Source organism: Flavobacterium sp. FlaQc-48 (genome assembly GCF_044007335.1).
GTDB lineage: Bacteria > Bacteroidota > Bacteroidia > Flavobacteriales > Flavobacteriaceae > Flavobacterium.
Genome location: NZ_JBIPCR010000018.1, coordinates 85,717 through 109,485 on the forward strand (window position 1 = coordinate 85,717; position 23,769 = coordinate 109,485).

At 34.0% G+C, this 23,769-nt stretch carries 23 protein-coding genes; 10 read left to right on the forward strand and 13 right to left on the reverse strand.

Annotated features, from left to right (window positions below):
- Positions 1-79: 79 nt before the first annotated feature.
- From ACHRWY_RS22435 to ACHRWY_RS22445, 3 genes are read right to left on the reverse strand one after another with little or no spacing between them, the layout of a single operon-like run.
- Positions 80-649: a DNA-3-methyladenine glycosylase I gene (locus ACHRWY_RS22435; protein WP_395357628.1), complete on the reverse strand. Its 570-nt coding sequence runs from the start codon at positions 647-649 to the stop codon at positions 80-82.
- Complete coding sequence (locus ACHRWY_RS22440; RefSeq protein ID WP_395357629.1) at positions 649-1,326, reverse strand: hypothetical protein; 678 nt, start codon at positions 1,324-1,326, stop codon at positions 649-651. The genes ACHRWY_RS22435 and ACHRWY_RS22440 overlap by 1 nt, the downstream gene beginning before the upstream one ends.
- 15 nt (positions 1,327-1,341) lie before the next feature.
- On the reverse strand, positions 1,342-2,004 hold the full coding sequence (locus ACHRWY_RS22445; protein WP_395357664.1) for a queuosine precursor transporter: 663 nt from the start codon (positions 2,002-2,004) through the stop codon (positions 1,342-1,344).
- Positions 2,005-2,184: 180 nt separating this feature from the next.
- Between ACHRWY_RS22445 and ACHRWY_RS22450 the strand changes: the two genes are divergently transcribed.
- Positions 2,185-4,302, forward strand: coding sequence for a M3 family metallopeptidase (locus ACHRWY_RS22450; RefSeq protein ID WP_395357630.1), 2,118 nt, complete (start codon positions 2,185-2,187; stop codon positions 4,300-4,302).
- A gap of 303 nt (positions 4,303-4,605) precedes the next feature.
- Here the strand turns inward: ACHRWY_RS22450 and tsf are convergent, their stop codons facing one another.
- The 6 genes from tsf to ACHRWY_RS22480 all read right to left on the reverse strand — a co-directional run bounded on the left by tsf (position 4,606) and on the right by ACHRWY_RS22480 (position 9,307).
- Complete coding sequence (gene tsf, locus ACHRWY_RS22455) at positions 4,606-5,568, reverse strand: translation elongation factor Ts (protein WP_395357631.1); 963 nt, start codon at positions 5,566-5,568, stop codon at positions 4,606-4,608.
- A gap of 137 nt (positions 5,569-5,705) precedes the next feature.
- On the reverse strand, positions 5,706-6,509 hold the full coding sequence (gene rpsB / locus ACHRWY_RS22460) for a 30S ribosomal protein S2 (protein WP_140507788.1): 804 nt from the start codon (positions 6,507-6,509) through the stop codon (positions 5,706-5,708).
- 176 nt (positions 6,510-6,685) lie between these two features.
- Positions 6,686-7,072, reverse strand: coding sequence for a 30S ribosomal protein S9 (rpsI, locus tag ACHRWY_RS22465; RefSeq protein ID WP_099710716.1), 387 nt, complete (start codon positions 7,070-7,072; stop codon positions 6,686-6,688).
- The gene (gene rplM / locus ACHRWY_RS22470; RefSeq protein WP_026983738.1) at positions 7,072-7,527 is read right to left on the reverse strand and encodes a 50S ribosomal protein L13; all 456 of its coding nucleotides are present in this window, start codon (positions 7,525-7,527) and stop codon (positions 7,072-7,074) included. The genes rpsI and rplM overlap by 1 nt, the downstream gene beginning before the upstream one ends.
- Positions 7,528-7,721: 194 nt before the next feature.
- Positions 7,722-8,534, reverse strand: coding sequence for a ferritin-like domain-containing protein (locus ACHRWY_RS22475; protein ID WP_395357632.1), 813 nt, complete (start codon positions 8,532-8,534; stop codon positions 7,722-7,724).
- Between the two features lie 26 nt (positions 8,535-8,560).
- On the reverse strand, positions 8,561-9,307 hold the full coding sequence (locus ACHRWY_RS22480) for a ferritin-like domain-containing protein (RefSeq protein ID WP_395357633.1): 747 nt from the start codon (positions 9,305-9,307) through the stop codon (positions 8,561-8,563).
- Between the two features lie 193 nt (positions 9,308-9,500).
- Between ACHRWY_RS22480 and ACHRWY_RS22485 the strand changes: the two genes are divergently transcribed.
- A complete protein-coding gene (locus ACHRWY_RS22485) occupies positions 9,501-10,526 on the forward strand; it encodes a LacI family DNA-binding transcriptional regulator (protein WP_395357634.1) in 1,026 nt (341 codons plus the stop codon).
- A 1,029-nt stretch (positions 10,527-11,555) separates the two neighbouring features.
- On the opposite strand, the gene ACHRWY_RS22490 is transcribed toward ACHRWY_RS22485, so the two are convergent.
- The 3 genes from ACHRWY_RS22490 to polA all read right to left on the reverse strand — a co-directional run bounded on the left by ACHRWY_RS22490 (position 11,556) and on the right by polA (position 17,699).
- A complete protein-coding gene (locus ACHRWY_RS22490) occupies positions 11,556-13,514 on the reverse strand; it encodes a phospholipase effector Tle1 domain-containing protein (RefSeq protein ID WP_395357635.1) in 1,959 nt (652 codons plus the stop codon).
- A 2-nt stretch (positions 13,515-13,516) separates the two neighbouring features.
- Positions 13,517-14,650, reverse strand: a complete 1,134-nt coding sequence (locus ACHRWY_RS22495; RefSeq protein ID WP_395357636.1) for a DUF2931 family protein — start codon at positions 14,648-14,650, stop codon at positions 13,517-13,519.
- A gap of 208 nt (positions 14,651-14,858) precedes the next feature.
- A complete protein-coding gene (polA, locus tag ACHRWY_RS22500; protein ID WP_395357637.1) occupies positions 14,859-17,699 on the reverse strand; it encodes a DNA polymerase I in 2,841 nt (946 codons plus the stop codon).
- A gap of 293 nt (positions 17,700-17,992) precedes the next feature.
- Between polA and ACHRWY_RS22505 the strand changes: the two genes are divergently transcribed.
- The 8 genes from ACHRWY_RS22505 to ACHRWY_RS22540 all read left to right on the forward strand — a co-directional run bounded on the left by ACHRWY_RS22505 (position 17,993) and on the right by ACHRWY_RS22540 (position 23,027).
- On the forward strand, positions 17,993-18,241 hold the full coding sequence (locus ACHRWY_RS22505; RefSeq protein WP_395357638.1) for a hypothetical protein: 249 nt from the start codon (positions 17,993-17,995) through the stop codon (positions 18,239-18,241).
- A 50-nt stretch (positions 18,242-18,291) separates the two neighbouring features.
- Complete coding sequence (locus tag ACHRWY_RS22510; RefSeq protein ID WP_395357639.1) at positions 18,292-18,489, forward strand: hypothetical protein; 198 nt, start codon at positions 18,292-18,294, stop codon at positions 18,487-18,489.
- Positions 18,490-18,539: 50 nt separating this feature from the next.
- On the forward strand, positions 18,540-18,731 hold the full coding sequence (locus ACHRWY_RS22515; protein ID WP_395357640.1) for a hypothetical protein: 192 nt from the start codon (positions 18,540-18,542) through the stop codon (positions 18,729-18,731).
- A gap of 189 nt (positions 18,732-18,920) precedes the next feature.
- Entirely contained in the window at positions 18,921-19,595 is a 675-nt protein-coding gene (locus tag ACHRWY_RS22520) for a response regulator transcription factor (protein WP_395357641.1), read from the forward strand.
- Positions 19,596-19,605: 10 nt separating this feature from the next.
- Complete coding sequence (locus ACHRWY_RS22525) at positions 19,606-20,949, forward strand: sensor histidine kinase (RefSeq protein WP_395357642.1); 1,344 nt, start codon at positions 19,606-19,608, stop codon at positions 20,947-20,949.
- Between the two features lie 100 nt (positions 20,950-21,049).
- Positions 21,050-21,238, forward strand: coding sequence for a hypothetical protein (locus ACHRWY_RS22530; protein WP_395357643.1), 189 nt, complete (start codon positions 21,050-21,052; stop codon positions 21,236-21,238).
- Between the two features lie 176 nt (positions 21,239-21,414).
- Positions 21,415-22,650, forward strand: coding sequence for a metallophosphoesterase (locus ACHRWY_RS22535; protein WP_395357644.1), 1,236 nt, complete (start codon positions 21,415-21,417; stop codon positions 22,648-22,650).
- Positions 22,651-22,724: 74 nt separating this feature from the next.
- Complete coding sequence (locus tag ACHRWY_RS22540; RefSeq protein WP_068844990.1) at positions 22,725-23,027, forward strand: co-chaperone YbbN; 303 nt, start codon at positions 22,725-22,727, stop codon at positions 23,025-23,027.
- A 28-nt stretch (positions 23,028-23,055) separates the two neighbouring features.
- Here ACHRWY_RS22540 and ACHRWY_RS22545 read toward each other — a convergent pair whose 3' ends face one another.
- Positions 23,056-23,691 (reverse strand): polysaccharide deacetylase family protein, encoded by a 636-nt coding sequence (locus tag ACHRWY_RS22545; RefSeq protein ID WP_395357645.1) that lies wholly within the window; start codon positions 23,689-23,691, stop codon positions 23,056-23,058.
- Between the last annotated feature and the right edge of the window lie 78 nt (positions 23,692-23,769).

Below are 23,769 nucleotides of genomic sequence, written 5' to 3' on the forward strand. Positions count from 1 at the left end.
TTTAAAAGTTTCAGGTTTCAGGCTTCAAGTTTTGAAAAACGGAAAAGCACCACTTAAATCTGCGACTTAAAACTGAAGATTATTTAGTCCTTGTCCAGCAATCTTCTATATGATCATTGACCATTCCGGTAGCTTGCATGTGTGCATAAATCACGGTTGAACCAACGAATTTGAATCCGCGTTTTTTTAAATCTTTACTAATTTTATCAGAAAGCGGAGTAGTGGCGGGAACGTCTTTTAATGTTTTGGGGTTGTTGTTTATGGGTTTGCCGTTGGTGAATTTCCAGATGTACTCAGAGAAAGTCCCAAATTCTTCCTGAACTTTCATAAAAGCCTGAGCGTTTGAAACTGTAGCGCGAATTTTAAGCTTATTGCGAATGATTCCGCTATCCTGTAATAACGATTCAATTTTTTCTTCAGGATAATGGGCTATTTTTTTATAATCAAAATTGTCAAAAGCAATTCTGAAGTTTTCTCTTTTGTTTAAAATAGTAATCCAGCTCAGACCTGCCTGAAAAGTTTCTAAAATCAGAAATTCGAACAAAGAGGAATCTTCATAAACGGGAACGCCCCATTCTTCGTCATGGTATTTTTTGTATAAATCGCTGGCAGAACACCAGCCACATCTAACTAGATTTTTGTTTTCCATTATTTTCCAATTTGCCAGCTATATCCTTTTACACCCGGAATATAAGCAGAACGACCAATTATGACCAATTCATTGTAGATCTTTTTGTCGTATTTGATGCCTATTGCAGTCCCTGAAGTGTATAGTTTATTGGCTTTAAAAGTAATTTTCATAAGGCCGTCTTTGAATTTTGCATCCGATATTTTTTCTACCAACCATGTTGAACGCCATTTTACGGCAATTTCATCATCGTCAGTTTTTGTAATGCTTTTTACAAGTTTAACGGCTTCTTCCGGAATTTCGAATTTTTGAGTTAGCTGTTCCTGAGTCAAAGTTTGTCCAATTTTACTTCCGTAAAGTATTTTACGTAAATTAACAAATGTCATTAAGTTTTTATTTGCCTCTTCGCTCAGATCTAATTTATTACTGTTTGTTGTAATCTGTTGGTTTTGAATCTGCGGTTTTGAGTCATTTTCTTTGACTGAAAAAATATTCTTTTTATCAGGAATAGATTTTTTTTTGGAATTAGAAACCAGGGCAATTTTTGATGATTCTTTTTTGATGATTTTCGCAGAAGCAGGCTTTAATTTATTTACAGGATATACTTTCTCTTTTTTAGGTTGTTTTTTTGCATCATTACCACAGCCTGTCATAAAATAGGCCATTAAAAGAAGTAAGACGACAATTAATTTTTTCATGACTACAAGATAATCTTAATCTTTAACAGAAGGATCTTCTTCCAGGTATTTTTTAATCAGATGATGTCCGGCATAAATTAACGGAGTCAATAAAACGGCGATCGATAATTTAAAAGTATATCCAATTAAAGCAGACGAAAGAAAGGTGTCAAAATTAATTTTTCCGGGTAACCAAAAAGCAATACCAAGAACAATAAAAGAATCAAATAATTGTGAGATTACTGTTGATCCTGTTGTTCTGAGCCATATTTTTCTTTCTCCGGTACGTCTTTTAAAAAACCAGAATATCCAGACATCAATTAATTGAGATGCCATAAAGGCAATTAAACTACCTACAATGATCCACATACTTTGACCAAAAACTGCCTGAAATTGTTCGTCGTTTACAGGGCTGATTCCTTTTGCGGCGGGAATTACAATGGCCATAAATAATATTAAAAAAGCATAAGCAATCAGGCAAGCCGTTATGAAAGAGAGTTTTTTTACGCCTTTTTCTCCAAAATATTCATTAATCAAATCTGTGGTTAAAAAAACTACCGGCCAGGGCAAAATACCAATGCTCATTACAAATGGGCCAACTTGAATTAATTTTCCTCCAATAAGTTCTGCTACAACGGCATTCGTTATAAAAATGCCTGCCAGAACTACAAAAACAATTTCTTTTCGGGTTTTAAACATGTGATGTGGTAAATGAAGTTCCAAATTTAAACTATTTCTCTATAAGTAGAATAGATTAGAATTTAAATTAAGGTATTCTGTGTAGATAATCAGAAGTTAAAATTTTCCTTCGAATGGTGATTTTTGGTTACATTTGGAACAATAACATATTTTATTTTATATTAAATCAAATTAATGATAATGAAAAAATTAATGACAATTTTTCTCATGGGAACAACCTTATTTGCGGCCAACGCACAAAGTAATTCTGAGAATCCATTGCTTAAAAAATGGACAGGGCCTTACGGAGGAGTTCCTGCTTTTAATGAGTACAAGGTTTCAGACTTTAAACCAGCATTAGAATTTGCTATTCAGGAAAAACTGAATGAAATTGATGCTATTGCTAATAATCCAAAAGCGCCAACTTTTGATAATACGATCGCTGCTTTAGAACGTTCCGGACAAACAATCGAGAGGATTTCTACGGTTTACGGAATTTACAGATCTAATTTAAGTAGCCCTGAGTTTAGTGCTATTGACAGAGAAATGTCTCCAAAGTTTTCTGAATTTACCGATAAAATTAATCAGAATAAAAAGTTGTTTACAAGAGTAGAAACTTTATACAACTCAAAAGAGAGTAAAAAGTTAACCAGTGAACAACAGCGATTAATTTGGTTGTATTATACAAACTTCGTTCGTGAAGGAGCGAAATTAAATGAGAAAGACAAGGAAAAAGTAGCTGCAATTAATAAAGAATTAGCAACACTTTTTACTCGTTTTAGCCAAAATTTACTGGCAGAAGAACACAATCAATATGTGGAACTGAAAACAGAAAGTGATTTTGATGGTTTGCCATTAGAAGTTAAAAATGCTGCTATTGCTGAAGCTAAAGAAAGAAAATTAAATGTTTTAGGCTGTATTGCAAATACACGTTCTTCTATTGAGCCATTTTTAACGTTCTCGACCCGCAGGGACTTAAGAGAAAAAGCGTTTGATATTTTTGTGAAACGTGGTGATAATGGTAATGCAAACGATAATAATGCGACACTTGTATCTATTTTACAATTGCGTACTAAAAAAACAAATTTGCTAGGCTTTCCTACTTTTGCTGATTGGAGTTTGTCTAATAAAATGGCAAAAGACCCTAAGAAAACACTGGCTCTAATGGAATCTGTGTGGGAGCCTGCCGTAGAAAAAGTACATCAGGACGTTGCAGAAATGCAAAAAATTGTAGATGCTGAAGGCGGAAAATTTAAAATTCAGCCTTGGGATTATCGTTATTATGCTGAGAAAGTTAGAAAGGCAAAATATGATCTAGATCAAAATGAAGTTAAGCCTTACCTGCAATTAGAAAACTTACGTGAAGGAATGTTTTGGGTTGCCGGAGAATTATTCAATCTTAGCTTCAAACAAATTACAACAGTTCCGGTTTATCATCCTGATGTACGTGTTTGGGAAGTAAGTAACAGAGTTACGGGTAAAGTTGTTGGTTTATGGTATTTTGATCCTTATGCCCGTGCAGGAAAACGTTCAGGGGCATGGATGAATGCGTATCGTGACCAACAAAAAATGGACGGTGATGTGCTTACCATTGTATCTAATAACTGTAATTTTATTAAAGGAGCAGCAAATGAGCCGGTTTTAATTTCCTGGGAGGATGCTTCGACTTTATTTCATGAATTTGGACATGCACTACACGGACTTTGTTCTAATGTAACATATCCAAGTTTAGCGGGAACATCTGTTGCGAGAGATTATGTAGAATTTCCTTCGCAATTGTTAGAGCACTGGTTGGCTACTCCTGAAGTGTTGAATAAATTCGCTTTGCATTATAAAACAAATCAGCCCCTGCCAAAGGCATTGGTAGACAGAATTGAGAGAGCAGGTACTTTTGGAGAAGGATTTTCGACAGTAGAGACTATTTCAAGCTCTTTAATTGATATGAAACTTCATTTAGCCACAACAACTATTGATCCTCATAAATTTGAAAAAGAAACTTTAGATGCGCTTCATATGCCATCAGAAATTGTAATGCGTCACAGAATTCCTCAGTTTGGACATATCTTCTCAGGTGATGGATATTCAGCCGGATATTACAGTTATTTATGGGCAGATGTAATTAATGCAGATGCCTGGGAGGCTTTTACAGAAGGAAAAGGCCCTTATGATAAAGAAGTAGCTAAGCGTCTTTATGATAATGTTTTTAGTGTAGGAAATACTATTGATCAGGAGAAAGCGTATGAAAACTTTAGAGGCAGGGCTCCTAAATCTGATGCTTTAATGCGTGCCAGAAATTTTCCAATTAAGGATAAAAAATAAGAAGACAACATTCTGATAGAATCCCCGAATATATATTCGGGGATTTTTTTTATAGTAAATGAAGCGATATGTTGGTTCTTTTAGCCACAGATTTTGGGATTAAAGGACAGGAAAAGCTTTGCGAATTTTGCTGGCAGTTTAGCCCTGTAGGTGGAAGACCTTTACTATTCTTTATGCTGTGTTCGTTTATTTGACAAACGTTTCCAATAGCAGCCGGATTAATTAGATCTACGGGTTTAAAGCCAATAAAAAAGCCCTGAATAAATGAATATTCAGGGCTTTTTATATTGAAATAATAATATATTAACCTAAGGTAACTCTTTTGAAACCTGTAATTTCAACGTTGAATCCTTTAACGTAATCACCTACTTTTTTACTATCATCTTTGATGAAGTTTTGATCTAATAAAGCTTTCTCCTGATCTAAAGTAGTGTTGTCAGAGATGAAACGTTGAACTTTTCCTGGAATAATTTTATCCCAAATTTGTTCTGGTTTACCTTCAGCTTTTAATTCAGCTTTAGCATCTTCTTCAGCTTGTTTTAAAACTTCTTCAGTCAATTGAGAGAAAGAAATGTATTTAGGAACATTTTTTAAAGTTTTTCCTAAACGTTTTGCTTCTTCATTATCCTTTTCGATTACAGCAATACGAGCAGCAAGTTCAGATTCAACGAAAGCAGGATCAAAATCTTTGTAAGATAATGTATCAGCTCCCATAGAAGCAACTTGCATAGAAACATCTTTAGTTAAAACTTCAGCGTTAGGAATTGCAGCAGAAATTGCAGTTAATGCAGCAATTTTGTTAACGTGAACATAAGATCCAACAAAAGCACCTTCTAAAATTTCAAAACCACCGATTTCGATTTTTTCACCGATAACTCCAGTTTGCTCGATTAATTTTTCAGCAACAGTAATTCCGTTGAAATCTGAAGCTAAGAATTCTTCTTTAGTAGAGAAGTTAATAGCTCTTTCTACTAATTCTTTAGCTAAAGTTACGAAAGCCTCATTTTTACCTACGAAATCTGTTTCGCAGTTTAAAGTGATGATAGCTCCTTTAGTATTGTCAGCATTGATAAAAGAAACAGCAGCTCCTTCAGAAGACTCACGGTCAGAACGGTTAGCAGCAACTTTTTGTCCTTTTTCTCTAAGGTTTTGTATCGCTTTATCGAAATCTCCATCAGCTTCAACTAAAGCTTTTTTACAGTCCATCATTCCGGCACCTGTAGTTTGTCTTAATTTATTTACGTCTGCAGCAGTAATTGTTGCCATAATATTTTGAATTTTAATGTTAAAAGTAAAAATTCCATCTTCTAAATCCCAGACTCCAATTTTATTAAATTATCAACATAACGTTTTTAATTTTGTATTTGGAATTTGGAATTTAAAATTTGGAATTTAAATTTGATTTATTCTTCAGTTGCAGCAGGAGCAGCAGCCTCAACAGCTGGTGCCGCAGGAGCAGCTTCTACAGCAGCAGGAGCCGCAGCTTCTTCTGTTGTAGCTTCAGTTTCTTTGTCAGAACCTCTGTCAGAAAGACCGTCGATTACAGCAGCAGTAACTAAAGATAAAATTTTGTCAATTGATTTAGAAGCATCATCATTTGCAGGAATAACGTAATCAACCTCTCTTGGGTCAGAATTCGTATCAACCATTGCGAAAACTGGAATGTTTAATTTTTGTGCTTCTTTTATTGCGATATGTTCAGCTTTGATATCTACTACGAACAATGCAGCTGGTAGTCTTGACATGTCAGCGATTGAACCTAAGTTTTTCTCTAATTTCGCACGTAGACGATCAACTTGCAAACGCTCTTTTTTAGATAACGTCATGAAAGTACCATCTTTCTTCATTTTATCAATAGAAGACATTTTTTTAACTGCCTTTCTGATAGTTACAAAGTTAGTTAGCATTCCACCAGGCCATCTTTCAGTGATGTAAGGCATGTTTGCAGCTTTTGCTTTTTCAGCAACGATGTCTTTTGCTTGTTTTTTGGTAGCTACGAATAAGATTTTTCTACCTGATGCAGCGATTTTTTTCAAAGCTTCGTTAGCTTCTTCAATTTTAGCTGCAGTTTTATATAGATTGATAATGTGAATACCATTACGCTCCATATAAATGTAAGGGGCCATGTTTGGATCCCATTTTCTAGTCATGTGTCCAAAGTGAACACCTGCTTCTAGTAAGTCTTTTACTTCTATTTTGTTTGCCATTTTTGTACTAGTTTACGTTCTGTTGATTAGCAATGTATAAATGGCGGTTTCCCAGGCTTTATACATTTAGATGCTAAACTATTTCCTACCTCGATAGGAGAGCAACAACAACTGTGTTTTTTAATTTCAATAAATAATTGATCATGTCTTGTCCTAATTGAACAAGACAGGTAATATTAACGTTTAGAGAATTGGAATCTCTTACGAGCTTTCTTCTGACCGAATTTCTTACGTTCAACCATTCTTGGATCTCTTGTTAACAAACCTTCTGGTTTAAGGATACCTCTGTTTTCAGCATTTACTTCACACATAACACGTGCTAATGCCATTCTTACAGCTTCTGCCTGACCAGTTGAACCACCTCCGTAAACGTTTACTTTTACATCAAAGTTGTTTACATTTTCTGTCATAGACAATGGTTGTAAAACTTTGTATTGTAAAGTTGCAGTTGGAAAGTAAGTTGCGAATTCTTTTTTGTTTACAGTGATTTTTCCTGTTCCTTCAGAAACATATACACGTGCAACAGCGGTTTTTCTTCTACCGATTTTGTGAATAACTCCCATTACTTAAGATCGTTTAGGTTAACAGTTCTAGGTTTTTGAGCTCCGTGAGTATGCTCAGCACCTACAACAACATTTAGATTTCTAAAAAGTTCAGCACCTAATTTGTTTTTAGGCAACATTCCTTTTACAGCTTTTTCTACTAATAATGCAGGGTTTTTAGATTGCAATACTTTAGCAGTTAAAGTTCTTTGTCCTCCTGGGTAACCTGTATGACGCATGTAAATTTTGTCATTCATTTTTGTACCTGTAAGGTTAATTTTTTCTGAGTTGATAACAATTACGTTATCTCCACAGTCAACGTGCGGTGTGTAACTTGGCTTGTACTTACCTCTTAAGATCATTGCAACCTTTGAAGCAAGACGACCTAAGTTATGACCCTCAGCATCAACAACAATCCACTCTTTAGTTACAGTGGCTTTGCTAGCTGAAATTGTCTTGTAGCTTAATGCGTCCATAATATTATTTTAATTAAACATTCCATCCCCAATAAAGGGGATGCAAAAGTACAATTAATTATTTTAAAACCAAATACCTGAAAAGAATATTTTATCTGCTGAAAATCAGGGTGTCAGTTTTCTATTTATAAAGAATAAAAAAAAACCACCTTCACAATAACGCGAAGGTGGTTCATTATTTAGATTTTTTTTTATCAAACAATAAAAATATTTGCAATATCAACCACTTGTTGTGTTGTAAGTGGCTCATCATAAGCTTCTGATCCTGCGGAAGCTCCAAATGCAGCAGCAGTATTAAATCCGGCCTGTACCGTAACTCCTTCGCCATCGTAAACGGCTTGTGTTGCAGCGGGCATTCCGGTGCCTCTTTCGCTATTCGAAATCCATCCTTTTAATGTTCGTAATCGTCGTACTTCTGATGCGTGACGTGCTTCTACAGAGTGAATTTGTAATGCGGCAGTTAATAAATCGGGTGCCGAAATTAAATTTGCAGCCTGACCTTTATAAGCTCTTACACCTGTATCTTCAAAAGCTTGTGCCAATGCTAAAAAGGTTGGATAGTCACCAAACGGGTTAAATGCTCCTCCAACAGTAAAGTCAAAAGTAGGTTTAGCAACAAAATTAGCACTTGCTGGTCCGCCGAGTCCTGCAATTAAAAATTTAACATGATTAGATTCGTGTGCTGCTATTTGCTGGAAAACTTTTAAATCACGGCCACCATTTTCTGATGCGGGAATTACTCCTGAATCTAATGCCATGGCATAAAATTCGTTTTCCAGATATTCTAATGTTAAGGCAAATTGTAAAGCTCCAATTGGGGTTGCCGGTGTTGCAGTAATATCTTTTGCTAATGCTTTATTGGCCATCGCAGATAATCCAAACGGGATTGATGCATATGCCAGTGTTTTTCCTATGTTTCCAAACTGATTAAAACTGTCTCTTCTTGATCCAGTGCTTCTCATTAAGCTATCATCAGTAAATGTTTCTATAAATTTTAAAATATTCATAATTTCTAAGTTTTAGCTAGTTAAGATTAAGGTAAGTATTTTGCAGTAAATTTTGTGGTAATAAAGCCTCCGGCAATTGGTAGAATTTTAGAAGGATCTTTGGCAACATCTAAACCAGTTGATGTACTAATAATATCGTCGCCGGCAAAATCCTTAGAATTAGGATTGATTAAACTTCTGATAGCAGATGCATGTCTTGCTTCTACAGAAACAATTTTTCCGGCTAACAGTAAATAATCGGCACTTTTAATTAATTTCCCGGCTCCGTTGTAAGCAGCAACACCTGTGTCTTCAAGAGCTTTTGCTGTTGCAAGAACATCAGTACGGCTATTAAAATTCAGAGATCCATAATTAAAAGCTAAAGTAGGAAGTAATTGAGTGCTTGGATTGGGAAGTGCTCCGGTCAAAGCAGCTTTGAAAAAATCCCTGTGAATTACTTCGTGATGATACAAATCAGTTAATACCTGACGTTCAGTATCATTAAAGGCACTATTAAAACTTGTAGAATTTACAACTTTAGTATAAAAGTCGGCTTCCAGTTGTTCCAGGGCATAAGCATATGTTAATACTCCAAAATCTCCTGAGCCTAAATCAAAGACGCCATTTCTAATTCCTGGTAACGAGGTATCTTCAGGCTCGTTATCGTCATCATTGTTGCTGCACCCAGCTAAAACCAAACCTGCAGTCACTAATGTTAGTCCGCTGAGCTTTAGAAAGCTCCTTCTGTTATTCAATGAAGGGTCGACTTCATGAATTTTAACTTCGTTTTTCATAATCAAGGTCTTTTAAAAGGTTAATAACATGTATTAAGTTATTAACGAAATTTTATGAGATGCGGTTTTGAAAAATCGCACTATTTTAATTTTATTTTTAAAAGACCTTATAAATTCAAATACTGGTAGGTGTTTTTTGTTTTATTTTAGGTAATTCTACTATATTTGTATTAATTACATAAAATATTTTTAAATGAAAGCTAAAGCAACTCTAAAACAAATTGCGAAAGAACTTGGTGTTTCTGTTTCGACTGTTTCTAAGGCATTAAACGATAGCCCCGAAATTAGTGAGCAAACGAAGGTGAAGATTAAGGAGTATGCCAAACTCAAAAATTATAAACCGAATGTTATTGGTCTGAATTTGAAGAATCGTAAGACTAAAACAATTGGTGTAATTATACCTAATATATTAAACTCCTTTTTTGCAAAGGTTTTTAGTGGTATTGAAAAAGTAGCCGATAAAAAAGGATATAATGTAATTACCTGTATTTCGAATGAATCTTTAGAAAAAGAAATTCATACGCTTGAAATGCTGAGCAACGGAACAATCGACGGATTTATTCTTTCGGTTTCTGAAGAAGCCCAAAAGCTTCAGGACTACAATCACTTTTCGGCTATTATAAATGACGGAACTCCTATTGTAATGTTTGACCGTATTGCAGATGAAGTAGAATGTGATAAAGTGGTCGTTGATGATTTTGACTCAGCTTTGAATTCAACACAGCATTTAATCAATTTGGGATGTAAAAACATTGCCTTAATTTCTTCTGTGGATAATTTAAGCGTTGGAAAATTAAGAGCCGATGGATATTTGAAAGCATTAAAAGACAATAATATTCCGGTAAACGAAAAGATTATTCTTCGTACCGATTCTGAAGAAGATATGAAAGCGAAGATTGATGCGATTTTTGACAATAAAGTGGATGCGATTTTTGCTTTGGACGAAAATGATTCGGTTGCTGCTTTAAGGGTTAGTTTGAAAAAAGGATATAAAGTTCCCGAAGATATATCTATTATAGGTTTTGCTGACGGAATCCTGGCTTCAAGACGTTTATCGCCAAGTTTAACAACAGTAAGTCAACACGGAATTGAAATTGGAGAAGTTGCTGCCAGACAATTAATCAAACGTCTGGAAGAATCTGAAGAAGAAACTTCAGATTATGAAACTATCGTAATCAAAACAAAACTGAAAGAACGAGAATCGACAAGAAAAAAATAATATTATATAGGTTATAAAAAAAGACTGTCCAGGACAGTCTTTTTTTTTATATGTATTATTTTGTTGAATTTTATTTAAGAATTTCTGGCAATTATAATTAATCCCAATATAAAAGGGAGAGTATAGAAAGCTAATATGACATAATTGGTATTTCTTAAATATATTTTATTCTTCTTATTAAGGTTAGAAGCTTCAATTAAAAGTGTAACAATTATTAAAGAAAGGATAAAAAGGGAAATGAAAAAAACTATGTATGCTATTCCTATGTTGCCTGAATAATCTACAATCGAGTATAATAGAAAAAAAATAAAAAACGGAATCATTACTCTCATCACTAGATGAACAGTTATATCGAACAGATTCGAGTCTGTGTCTTCTTCTAGGTGAGTATTTTTAATCTCGAAAAGTTTGTTTAATTCTTCATTCATGATAATTTTTATTTATTGTTTTTTGTATAATGTCACAAAAAAAGGTAACAATCCAGCATATGCTAACAATTGTAGAAACCCCATGATTTTTGATAGCCGATAGTATATTTCTTCATTTATTGATATGGTAGATTGTATAACCCAAAATAAATTTACTGCTGCAAGTAGGCAAATTGATATTATTGCTAATAAAGTGTTCTTTTTCATTTTTTTTAGAGAAAATTAGTCTTGTTATTTTACGGTTTTATAAATATACGAATTTTCCTATTTGTTATTTTGGCTTTTTAATAAAAAAACTCAATTGAGGAATAAATGTAACAAACATTTTTTTTATTAATGCGCTTTTAACCAATCTTTCCCCAAACCAAGTTCAACGTCTAAAGGAGCAGTGATCATAAATGCGTTTTTCATTTCATGTTTAATCATACGCTGAATTTTCTCGAGTTCATTGTCATCAAGACAAAGTTGAAAGAGAGAGAGAGTCTATAGGAAAAGTTTAAAACTAAAAAGCCTGATGATTATAATTGTCAGGCTTTTTTAGTTTAATGAAAAATAGGCAGTAAATAAAAGTCAGTTCTAAATTTTTGTAATACCTCACACATTATTCTTTAGGATAATAAACTCTTTTTCTGTCATCATTTGGCTCCATACCAAACCAATCTCTTGTTGAAGACCAATGTAAATAATCATGACGCAATCTTCGAATTGCATTTTGTTTATTTAAATTATCTATTTTTAGTTCTGGAAGCTCAATAAGTATCGTTGGTGTTTCATCTTCATTAATATCTATTTCAGGTAATATTATTTCCGGTTCTGCGTCTTCTTTTATCTGTAAAGCTATTTCTTCTCTTTGTTTTTTTTCCTTTAGTAATTCTGCATCACTTACAAATTCCCATTCTGGGGCATCAGCAAAAACATATCTATGTAATGATGATTTTACCTCTTCGAGAAAAAAATTATTAAGAGGATATTCTTTTACTGATTCTCGGTTAAAAAAATTATCCATACAAATGTCTCTGCAAAATTCTTCCATAAAATGCAGAAAAATATAACTATATTCTTTTAAAATACGCTTACGGGTTCCGGTTAACTTTAGATACGTAGGGATGGGTATTTTTTTTCCCAATTTCCATGTGAAACTATCATACTCATGCATAATTTTAAGTTCTTCATCTCTGTACCAATGTTGATCGATTAAATCTTGTTTTAGCACTTCAAGACCCATTTTAGGTTTGGTGTAATTTTGCCACGGCAATGTAATTAATGGTATACTTTCTTTCTCATTTACATATCCATTATCCATTAAACTAGTTCCTATTTCATCTATGTACTCCTCTTCCTCATTTTCATAAGCACCGCCTATATCGCAGTGGACTCCAGGGAAATTTTTCTCGATGGCTTTATTAGGTATTTGATTAATTCTGGTAAGTGAAAAGTTTCGCCTGTGTTCATCTTTTGCCGTAAAATGTACTAATTTCTGAAACCTGCTTACATCTCCTAAATCATGAAGACTAAGCTCTTTTTCGTCATCTGTAAAATGTGATGATGCAGCTTCTCGGGCTAATTTGCCCCATTTTTCATCATCTTCTGGTTTGCCATCATCATCATCATACGCCCCTAAGGCTCCTATTTCGTAATAAGAGGATACGGTGTCATAAATCCCTACAAAACGTATAATGAGCTTAAGATCCTCTAATTCTTCTGGGGTAATAACCTCTTGTTTTAATAAGCTATATCCTAAATGACCTAATCTGGGCATTTTGCCATCTATAAGATATTTAGGATTTATTTCCATACCATCTGCATCGCCAAGTGCTTTTCTGGTTTTGCGACGACGCATTTGGGTTTTTGATTCGTATTTCTCCATGGGATAAAAGTCATCCGGAATCTCTATCTCATGAGGTTTGTAAGGCTTTTTCGCATTTACCTCGTGTACAAAATTGCGTGCCGATGCCGCACCACGGCTAAAACCAAATACATCGAGCGTGATTTGGGTTATCCTTTTTTGTGTGTCATTATTATCTTTTACAATATTCATTTTATCAACTATCCTTTCACATGCTAATCGCACTCTGGCACGTATCCCAGTTTGCCCGGAACCAAATGCAAAACCATCCTGACTGTCATAAGCCTTGTCAGTAGTACCCATGCCTTCTATGTAAATTCTATAGTCTTCTGTACAGCATTTCCACATACGGCTTATGTTGGTATCGTCGTTACTGTAGCTGTTATCAGTGCCGGCTTTGTCAAAATCATCGCGGTAAATGCCCAACAGGTAATCATGATATTCCTGTGCATCTTCTTTTTTGCCTGTTGGTGGCATTACTTTGCCACCTTTTTGTACGGCTTCATAATCTAATCGTTCCCGTTCTAAATCAGCACCTTTTTTCCATTTATTCAAAATGCTGTTTTCATCTTCTTTCCGGTATTTTCTTCTAAGTCTGGTGTTTTCTTTATTATTAAGTGTTCCGTCTATAAAAATTCCAAAATCAAGCCATAATTCATCTTTCTTTTTGTTGTCTTCTGCAGAACCGCTATTGTATACAAATGATTTTCCCATGATTATTTTCTTAAGCTTAAATTTTTAGTGTCATACGCTTCAACTTTGGTTTTTATCAGCCTGACTTCCTTTTCTCCTTTGGTAAGTTGTACTGTTACAAACGTGCTGGTGTAGTTAATATAGAAGCGTATTTCAACTTTTCCTTCTTTGTCGTCTTTGTGTATTTCATCATACGCTTTTATTATTTCCTGCTCATCAAAAAAAATTTCTGCAGCATGACCCTGTCCTATTGTATCTTTCCAGCTTTCTTTTTTCCAATCTGTCCAGGTAAGAGTGGCAGATCTTGGTATGGCTCGTTTACTAAATTTATTTTCCAATAAATTCTTATCAAATAATTTTTCATATTCTCCATTTAGCATTTCACAAAAAATAGAGGTAATTTCCATTTCTTCTTTAATGGCAAAAACGGGTCTCCATGTATATTTGGCTCTATAACTGTCCCAAAGTCCATAAGGTATTGACTTACCGGCATGGGCTTCACGAATTTTAAGCGGTACTATTTGAGTATTGAGCATGGTTTCTTTCTGATAGTCTTTCTGAAACATAAGCCTGTCATGATTGTCTAATTTGTCAATTTCTTCCTCAGGGACTTCGTATTTTTCGCCTTGATAGCGTCCTATTTCTACTTGTCTGCCGGGGCCCATAATCCAAATTATTACAACGCCTCCAGGAGCAAAACCTGCTATTATAGTCGTAAATGTGCGGTTTTTATATGCCCCGTTATCATTAAAAAAAGAACTACTGTTTTGATAGCCTTCTTTAAACAATTGCAGCATTTTATCATAATCTATTGCACTGTCTATACTATAGAAACAGCCTTCGGCATATGAGACCCAGATGCAGTTGATGCGGTTGGGCAAAGATTTTACTCCATAGCTTACATCTGCACCTGAAGCTCCCCATCCATTTTTTCCGGTCGCAGTTCCAGAATCTAAGCTTGCATAGGAGCCATCTCCTTCCAATCCTCCTCTGTATACTTCTACAGGGTATCCAGGAGGGCAGTTTACGTTTGCCTTCCAATCAAATTCTGGTAATTTTGTTTGATTTTGTATCATAGTATTTTGTTGTTTATTTTGGCATGAAATAATTAAGGATAGCATTAATGCTAAAACCGAGGCTGATATTATTTTTTTCATCTAATTGTTTAATCGATATTGAATTTAATTAAGTAATTATAATAGGTTGGTATTGCTGAAATTAAAGATATAATAAAAAACTTATAATTAGCGATGTAATATACTATATTTCTTACGTAAATTAAATATGATATAAAAAAACCGTATTCTCATTTGAAAATACGGTAGTTAGTTTTTATCTAAATAGTAGTTTTAAAATCTAAAATTATTAATGCGCTGCCAGCCAGTCTTTACCTAATCCGAGTTCAACATCTAAAGGGACACTCATCATAAAGGCATTTTCCATTTCATGTTTGATCATAGGCTGAATTTTCTCGAGTTCGTCGTTGTGAACATCGAACACAAGCTCATCATGAACCTGCAGCAACATTTTAGATTTCCAGTTTTCTTCTTTTAGTTTTCTATGAATGTTGATCATCGCAATTTTAATCACATCGGCTGCACTTCCCTGAATTGGGGCATTTACAGCATTTCGTTCAGCAGCACTTCTCACTATGGCATTTGCCGAGTTGATGTCTTTTAAATAGCGACGACGGCCAAGAATAGTCTGTACATATCCTTTTTCACGTGCAAATTCTATTTGTTCGTTAATATAAGATCTTAATCTCGGATATGTTTTGTAATACGCTTCAATCAAAGCAGCGCTTTCACTCCGGGATAGCGAAGTCTGGTTGCTCAATCCGAAAGCAGAAACACCATATATAATTCCAAAGTTTACCGTTTTAGCGTTACTTCTTTGTTCACGGGAAACTTCATCCAAAGGAACATCAAAAACTTTGGCTGCTGTTGCTTTGTGAATGTCTTCTCCGTTTTGAAAAGCGGCAATCATATTTTCTTCCCCACTTAAAGCGGCTATAATTCTTAATTCTATTTGCGAGTAATCGGCAGAGATTAAAGTATGGTTTTCATCGCGTGCCACAAATGCTTTACGAATCTGACGACCTCTTTCGGTACGAATCGGGATGTTTTGCAAGTTTGGGTTATTAGAACTCAAACGACCTGTAGCCGCAACAGTTTGCATATAATCGGTATGAACACGTAATGTTTTTTTGTCTACTTGTTCCGGCAGAGCCAGGATATAAGTACTTTGTAATTTTACCATCTGGCGCCAATCCAGAATTTGTTTTACAATTGGATTGTCGTTGGCTAAATATGTTAGGACTTCTTCACCGGTGGCATATTGACCTGTTTTGGTTTTCTTTTGTTTTGCCCCGCCAATTTTTAATTTATCAAATAAAATATCTCCCAATTGTTTTGGAGAAGCAAGATTGAATTTCTCGCCGGCAGTTTCGTATATTTTTTCTTCTAAAGATTTGATTTCGATATCCATCTCTTTAGACATTACGCTCAAAAACTCAACATCTAAACGAATTCCTTCTGTTTCCATATCAGCTAAAACGCTTACTAACGGAATTTCGATTTCGTCAAATAATTTTTTAGTTTCGGTTTTGTCTAATTCAGCGGTGAAAAGTTCTTTTAGTTGTAATGTTATATCAGCATCTTCCGCAGCATATTCCTTAATATCTTCAAGGGCTACATCGCGCATCGTAATTTGATTTTTACCTTTTTTACCAATTAGAGTTTCAATTGATTTTGGGGAATATTTCAAATATGTTTCCGCTAAAATATCCATATTATGACGCATATCCGGATTAATCAGATAATGCGCAATCATGGTGTCAAAAAGTTTTCCTTTTACAGTAACGCCGTAATTAGAAAGGATTTTCAAATCGTATTTTAAATTCTGACCAATCTTTTCGATGTTTTCATTCTCAAAAAAGGGTTTAAATTTATCGACTAAAGTCTGAGCTTCTTCCTGGCTTTCCGGAAACGGAACATAAAATGCTTTTCCTTTTTCATAAGCAAAAGACATTCCGACCAATTCAGCATGCAAAGCATCTAAACCTGTAGTTTCGGTATCAAAACAAACCGAAGTCTGTTTTTGTAAATTCTGTAAAAGCAATTTAATTCCTAAATCGCCTTCAACGGCCTGGTAGGAGTGAGGGGTGTTTTCTAAAGTATTGTAAAACGAAGTTCTTTCTTCTGAGCTTTCATCTGTAGTAGCGCCACCTCCAAAAAGATCAAACTGATCTTCGTTTTTGGGTTGTGGTTTTTTGTATAATTTGGCTTCATCACCTTTGTTTGCTAATTCATTTCCGCCACCTGCTTTAAATAAGTTATCAAATTGTTCCGCCATTCGTCTAAATTCCAGTTCCTGAAAAATAGCGTCGGTTTTTTCGATATCAGGACGCGAAAGTTCGTAGTCGTCTTCGTTAAAAACAACATCGCAGTCACATATAATAGTAGCCAGTTTTTTAGATAAAATTCCTTTTTCTTTATTGGCTTCGATATTTTCTTTCATTTTGCCTTTCAGTAAATGGGTGTTTTCTAAAAGGTTTTCCATCGATCCAAATTCTTTCAGGAACTTTTTGGCCGTAACTTCACCAACTCCGGGTAATCCGGGAATGTTGTCGACAGCATCTCCCATCATGCCAAGAAAATCAATTACCTGTTCGGGTTTTTCGATTTCAAATTTTGCCAAAACTTCAGGAACACCCCAGATTTCAATACCATTTCCCATTCGGGCTGGTTTGTACATGAATATGTTTTCAGAAACTAATTGTGCAAAATCCTTATCTGGTGTCACCATGTAGACTTTGTAATTCTCTTTTTCAGCTTGTTTGGCAATTGTTCCAATTAAATCATCGGCTTCGCAACCTTCTATTTCAATAATCGGAATATGCATTGCTTTTAATAAATCCTGAATATAAGGTATTGCAATTTTAATTGCTTCAGGTGTTGCATCACGATTGGCTTTATATTCAGTAAACATTTCGCTTCTAACATGACTTCCGCCTTTATCAAAAGCGACAGCCAAATGGTCTGGTTTTTCGCGTTTAATGACATCCAAAAGCGAATTCATAAATCCCATAATCGCTGATGTATCCATTCCTTTAGAGTTAATTCGGGGATTTTTTATAAAGGCATAATAACCACGAAAAATTAAAGCGTAAGCATCGAGAAGAAAAAGACGTTTTTGAGTTGACATAAAAAAAATATTAGTCTGTAAAAATAAACAATTGGGTCCTCAAAAATTAGACTAACAACATTTTTTTTTCACCATAATAAGTTCATTTACTCTTTATGAATATGCGTGACATTTTAGGACATTGCATTGCGCTGTATTGAAATGTACCTATATAGCGTATATAGCAGAAAACCGGCAAAGCGTTAATGTCTCGTTAAAATATTTATGTAAGGGGTTTTCTTCATTTTCTCTTCATATTACAGGGGTACATTTGATCTGTAAAATAAGAGGTATTAATTTAAATATTAGAAATCATGAGAAATTTATGGATAGCATTAGTTGCAGTTTTAGGAACAAGTACTATGGTAAATGCATTTCCTGTTATTGTGAAAGTTGGTCCTGCCAAAGAAGTTAAAGTAAATCCTGCCAAAGAGGTTAAAGCGACCAAACATTCTAAAAACAAATCTAATAAAAAAGTAAAATCAACAAAAGCAGAAGCTTCAAAAGCAGAAGCTTCAAAAGCAGAAGCTTCAAAAGCAGAAGCTCCTAAAGTTAAAAAATAAGATAAAAGGTATTATAAAATAAAAGGTATTAATTTAAAAGAATAGAAATCATGAGAAATTTATTGATGTTATTAGTCGCAGTTTTAGGAACAAGTGTAATGGTAAGCGCATTCCCTGCAAAAAATGTTAAAACAGCTTCTGCAAAAGAAGTTAAAGCTGTAAAACACCCTAAAAATAAAGGGGATAAAAAAGTAAAATCAGAAAAAAGTGAAGCTCCAAAGGCAGAAACTACTAAAGTAAAAAAATAAGAAAAAGGGTATCATAATATAAAAGGTCATTAATTTAAAATTTAAAAGTCATGAAAAATTTATTTATCGTATTAGCAGCAGTTTTAGGAACAAGTGTAATGGTTAGTGCTCAGACAACTCCGGCTCAGGCAGCTCCTGCCAAAGAGGTTAAAGCAACTAAACATCACAAAAATAAAGCAGATAAAAAAGCAAAATCAGAAAAAAGCGAAGCTCCAAAAGCAGATGCTACTAAAATGAAATAATAAGATTTGTTTTTGTTTTGCTTTCAAAGAAGTGCAAAGGAGGCAAAACAGAAGTAATGATTATGAGAATGCAGATGGAGAAAGCTGGTAAAGAAATTTATCAGCTTTTTTTGATTCGTTAATTTTTTAATAATGCGTGATGAAATTTTTTGGAATTGCTTAAATTTAGTTGCGCTTAAACGCTGTGTTATGAATATTCTAATTGTTGAAGATAATAAGGAACTCGCTGTCGAAGTTTACGATTTTTTGTGCAATACAGGCTACGTTTGCAAAATTGCCCATAACTGCAGTGATGCATTAGAGGAAGTGAGTAGTAACGATTATGATGCCATGCTTCTTGATTTAGGTTTGCCTGACGGAGATGGTTTTGAAGTTTTGAAAACCGTTCGAAAAACAAAATCTAAAATTGCTGTCATTGTGCTTACAGCCCGAGGGGAATTAGACGACAGAATTAACGGTTTACATCTTGGTGCCGATGATTATTTGACGAAACCATTTGCTCTGACTGAACTTAGTGCCCGATTATTTGCCGTTATTCGCAGGATTCATGGTTTTACCATGAATAATCTCAGTATCCATGGATTTTTGTTGCAGCTTCAGGATTATAAAGTAAGTTATAATGATGTGCCCATTAATTTAACCAAAAAAGAATTTGATATTTTTCAGTACATGGTTCTGAATAAAAATCGTGTAATTACCAGATTGCAATTAACAGAGCATATTTGGGGAGATATTCTCGAAGTAAATTCAGATTCTAATTTTATTGATGTGCATGTTCGAAATCTTCGAAAAAAATTAGACAAACATACCGCTATCGATTGGTTTGAAACCGTTCGAAATGTGGGCTATCGCATTAATGAGTAAATAAAGTACTGTGAAGATAAAACACCAATTGGCCATTTTTAATGCATTAACCAGATTGCTGGTAATATTGGTATTATGGCTTATGCTGCCAATTTTGGTCGAAAGTGTTGTTTACAGACATATTAATAATGGACTACTCGAGAAAAAACACAAATTTATCGACCATTTAGATCGAAATGAAATTAACGATTTTATTGAAAACTCAGATGATTCGACTGAAACATATTCGCAATTTTCGACTTTACATAGCGAATTTTTGGTGCTTTCCAGAACTCCGCTAAAGACAAATCAAAAGAAAGCTGTTTTTACTAATGAGTATCGGGTTATTGAAGGAGAAGAAAATGAATACAGAATCCTGCAATATCATTTTATTTATGACAATCAGGGATATCAGTTAGAAATAGGAAGCAGTCTTGACGAGGTAAAAGATCTTGTCTTTATCATTAAGTTTTTTATTATAATTGTTTTTGTTGTGATACTCTTTATTACTTTTCTGGCAGATACTTTTTACATCGAATATTTACTGAAACCTTTCTATAAAATAATCGACACAAAAATAAGGCGGGTCAACGAACCTGAAGCTTTTGATCATACTCCTATAAAGGCAAGATCAAGGGATTTTAGAGAGCTTGATTTTGTTTTAAACCAAATGATGGATCGAATTGCAGAGCTTTTTAAAAAAGAAAAACAATTTATTTCGAATGTTTCTCATGAATTGCTTACTCCAATTGCTTTACTTAAAAATAAGTTCGAAAATTTACTGCAAAATGATTCCTTAGATGATCATACTTTTGATAAAATTGCAGGTTCTCTCAGAACATTGGATATGCTAAAAAAAATCATCAATAATTTATTGTTGATTTCGAGAATTGATAACAATCAATATGAGGCAAATGAAGATATAAATTTTCATGAAATTGTGAATGATCTTCAGGAAGATTTAGAAGATAGAATTGAGGACAGGGAAATTGAGTTCGTAAATAAAATGCAACAGCACTTTAGTTTTAGGGGCAATAAAACACTAATTCATATTCTAATCTATAACTTAGTTACCAATGCTTTAAAATACAATAAGCCAAAAGGGACTATTGCGGTTGCGGATGGTTTTTTGGAAAATAGTTACTTTATTTCCATAACAGATTCCGGCATTGGAATGACTGATTTTCAAATTGAAAACATATTCAACAGGTTTGCCAGAATTAGTTCGGATCAGGAAGGTCAGGGCTTAGGCCTTGCTATTGCTGATAGTATTGCTTCTTTTCATCATATCGAAATAAAAGTTACGTCTAAAATAAATATAGGGACGACCTTTATGCTGGTGTTTCCGGAGGTACAAAACACAATTAAAAGTTAATTTTTTTTAGTAAGAGCAATCTTCATTTCATCTTCATTTAACGAATATATCTTTGGGGTATAATAAATGAAAATAGTAATAATCATAAAAACTCAAAATCATGAAAAAATTAATGATGTTAGCAGTAGCTGTTTTAGGAACAACTGCAATGGTAAGCGCTCAAACAACTCCAGCACAAACAACTCCGGCAAAAGAAGCTAAAGCTCCTAAAAAAGACAAAAAAGCAGACAAAAAAGCTAAAAAGGCAGAAGCTAAAACAGAAGCAGCTAAACCAGAAGCTAAAAAATAAAACAACGCAGGTTTATAAATGTAAACCGTGTTGTGGATTATAAAGGTTTTAAAAAATTTGGTAGAGAAAAAGCTGGTAGAGAAATCTATCAGCTTTTGTCATTTTTGAGTTAAATTTTTGATAATAAAAAGCTATAAAATTTCCTTTCTTTGTTACTTTGCTTAAAACTATAAATAATGATCCTACGTTTTGTAATTCTATGTGCTCTTTTCTTATTTATTGAGTTCTATTCTTATCAGGCCTTCCGTACTTTAATCAAATTAAGATGGGTTCTCGTAAGTTATCAGATTATAAGTGTACTGCTTTTAATTTTTATCATTTATTCTTTTACACAATTTGATCGTTCGGTAGGACAAACCAGGCAAACCATGTTTACAATGGGTTTAATGTTATTGGTTTATGTTCCAAAAATTGTAATTACGCTGGTTTTATTAGGAGAAGATATCTTTAGATTAGGAGCGGGAATTTTAAATTATTTCATGTATAATGCCCCAAGGGGAGAAATAATGCCGGACAGACGAAAGTTTATTAGTCAGATTGCTTTAGGATTAGCGGCTGTACCATTTTTGTCATTGATTTATGGGATTTTTGAAGGAAAATATAATTTTAAAGTAATTAAACAAACAGTATTTTTTCCTGATTTACCGGATGCTTTTGATGGATTTAAGATCACTCAGATTTCAGATGTACACAGCGGAAGTTTTGATAATCCCGATAAGATCAGCTATGCAATCGATTTGATCAACGAGCAGGAGGCAGATATGATTTTATTTACGGGTGATATTGTGAATACACATGCTAAAGAAATGAATCCGTGGCTGGAAACTTTTAATAGAATAAAAAATTATAAATACGGTAAATTCTCAGTTTTAGGAAATCATGATTATGGTGAATATGTAACCTGGCCTTCTGAAAAAGAAAAAGACGAGAATTTTGAGGCCATTAAAAATCTTTACGGCCAAATTGGATTTAAGCTTTTGCTAAACGAACACACTTATATTCAAAAAGGCGATGATAAAATTGCACTAATTGGAGTAGAGAATTGGGGGCAGAATTTCAAAAAGGCGGGAGATCTGAATAAAGCTTCTCAAAATGTACATCAGGACGATTTTAAGGTCCTTATGAGTCATGATCCTAGTCATTGGGAATATGAGATTAAAAATCATCCTAAAAACTTCCATTTGACCTTAGCGGGTCATACACATGGTATGCAATTTGGAATTGAAATTCCGGGTTATTTTAAATGGAGCCTGGCACAATACATTTACAAACAATGGGCAGGATTATACGAAAATGTTGGCCGATACGTTTATGTAAATCGTGGATTTGGTTTTCACGCTTATCCCGGGCGAGTGGGTATTATGCCCGAAATAACAGTGATTGAACTAAAAAAAGGGAACAATGTGGCTTAATTCGTTAAAAATGCTACATTTGTATATAAATATCTCTTTTTAACAGATTAAAAAAGAATTAAATTTTTGGTTTTATGTCAAAATTTGGAGAACTTATAAATGCTCAGGTTCCAGTGTTAATTGATTTTTACACAGATTGGAACGAATCATCTGTATCGATGCATCCTGTTATTAAGGATGTTGCGGCTGCGCTAGGCGATAAAGCCAAAGTTATTAAAATCGATGTGGATAAAAATCAGGAATTAGCAGAAGCGCTACGTATTAAAGGTCTTCCTACTTTAATGATATATAAAGAAGGGCAAATGATCTGGAGGCAATCAGGTGAACTGGATGCCAATACAATCATCGGAATTGTCCAGGAGCAATTCAATCTATAAAATATTACTTCTCTTTAATAGGCATTATTTAGTGAATAATGTCAAAAGTATATCCGTTTTCTTTTAAAAAGTGTAAAGTCTTAGGTAACGCAAATTTTAAATTTGGCGAAGCTTTTATACTGTCATGGAATACAATTACACTGCCGGATTTTACATTTTTAGTAACATTTTCAAGACATTTTTCAGGAGTAATGCTCTGGTCAAAATCAGCGCTTAAAACATCCCACATGATGATCTTGTACCCTAATTTGCGTAAAATTTTAGATTGTGCTTTTTTAATTTTTCCATAAGGAGGGCGAAATATCAGATTGCATGTTTTCTCTTCTTCTAAAACAGCCGCACAATTTTTTACATTTTCGATGTAGTCATTATTATTGCTTTTCCATCCATTAACATGGTTCATGGTATGGTTTCCTATGGAATGTCCTTCGGTAATTAGTTTTTCAAATAAAGCGAGATTGGCCTTTATGTTTTTTCCAATACAGAAAAAAGTGGCTTTTGCATCAAACTTTTTCAATTCAGATAAAACCCAGTCGGTAATCTCCGGAGTTGGGCCGTCATCAAAGGTTAGGTATATTTTCTTTTCGTTGTTTGGAATGTCCCAACAATATTTAGAAAATACCCTTTTTATGAATGAATTTGTTTTTACCCAATAAAAGCTCATTTTAAATTGATTTACAGATATGTAAAAATAAAAAATGCAGCGCTATTAATCAAACAGCGCTGCATTTTTTTAATTGCT

Coding starts and splice junctions, on each gene's coding strand:
- ACHRWY_RS22535 (WP_395357644.1), top strand. CDS start 21,415: ATGATCCTACGTTTTGTAATTCTATGTGCTCTTTTCTTATTTATTGAG.
- ACHRWY_RS22445 (WP_395357664.1), bottom strand. CDS start 2,004: ATGTTTAAAACCCGAAAAGAAATTGTTTTTGTAGTTCTGGCAGGCATT.
- ACHRWY_RS22540 (WP_068844990.1), top strand. CDS start 22,725: ATGTCAAAATTTGGAGAACTTATAAATGCTCAGGTTCCAGTGTTAATT.
- ACHRWY_RS22545 (WP_395357645.1), bottom strand. CDS start 23,691: ATGAGCTTTTATTGGGTAAAAACAAATTCATTCATAAAAAGGGTATTT.
- rpsI (WP_099710716.1), bottom strand. CDS start 7,072: ATGGGAGTTATTCACAAAATCGGTAGAAGAAAAACCGCTGTTGCACGT.
- ACHRWY_RS22530 (WP_395357643.1), top strand. CDS start 21,050: ATGAAAAAATTAATGATGTTAGCAGTAGCTGTTTTAGGAACAACTGCA.
- ACHRWY_RS22475 (WP_395357632.1), bottom strand. CDS start 8,534: ATGAATATTTTAAAATTTATAGAAACATTTACTGATGATAGCTTAATG.
- ACHRWY_RS22495 (WP_395357636.1), bottom strand. CDS start 14,650: ATGAAAAAAATAATATCAGCCTCGGTTTTAGCATTAATGCTATCCTTA.
- ACHRWY_RS22435 (WP_395357628.1), bottom strand. CDS start 649: ATGGAAAACAAAAATCTAGTTAGATGTGGCTGGTGTTCTGCCAGCGAT.
- tsf (WP_395357631.1), bottom strand. CDS start 5,568: ATGGCAACAATTACTGCTGCAGACGTAAATAAATTAAGACAAACTACA.
- ACHRWY_RS22505 (WP_395357638.1), top strand. CDS start 17,993: ATGAGAAATTTATGGATAGCATTAGTTGCAGTTTTAGGAACAAGTACT.
- rplM (WP_026983738.1), bottom strand. CDS start 7,527: ATGGACGCATTAAGCTACAAGACAATTTCAGCTAGCAAAGCCACTGTA.
- rpsB (WP_140507788.1), bottom strand. CDS start 6,509: ATGGCAAACAAAATAGAAGTAAAAGACTTACTAGAAGCAGGTGTTCAC.
- ACHRWY_RS22490 (WP_395357635.1), bottom strand. CDS start 13,514: ATGGGAAAATCATTTGTATACAATAGCGGTTCTGCAGAAGACAACAAA.
- ACHRWY_RS22480 (WP_395357633.1), bottom strand. CDS start 9,307: ATGAAAAACGAAGTTAAAATTCATGAAGTCGACCCTTCATTGAATAAC.
- ACHRWY_RS22450 (WP_395357630.1), top strand. CDS start 2,185: ATGAAAAAATTAATGACAATTTTTCTCATGGGAACAACCTTATTTGCG.
- ACHRWY_RS22515 (WP_395357640.1), top strand. CDS start 18,540: ATGAAAAATTTATTTATCGTATTAGCAGCAGTTTTAGGAACAAGTGTA.
- ACHRWY_RS22485 (WP_395357634.1), top strand. CDS start 9,501: ATGAAAGCTAAAGCAACTCTAAAACAAATTGCGAAAGAACTTGGTGTT.
- ACHRWY_RS22520 (WP_395357641.1), top strand. CDS start 18,921: ATGAATATTCTAATTGTTGAAGATAATAAGGAACTCGCTGTCGAAGTT.
- ACHRWY_RS22440 (WP_395357629.1), bottom strand. CDS start 1,326: ATGAAAAAATTAATTGTCGTCTTACTTCTTTTAATGGCCTATTTTATG.
- polA (WP_395357637.1), bottom strand. CDS start 17,699: ATGTCAACTCAAAAACGTCTTTTTCTTCTCGATGCTTACGCTTTAATT.
- ACHRWY_RS22510 (WP_395357639.1), top strand. CDS start 18,292: ATGAGAAATTTATTGATGTTATTAGTCGCAGTTTTAGGAACAAGTGTA.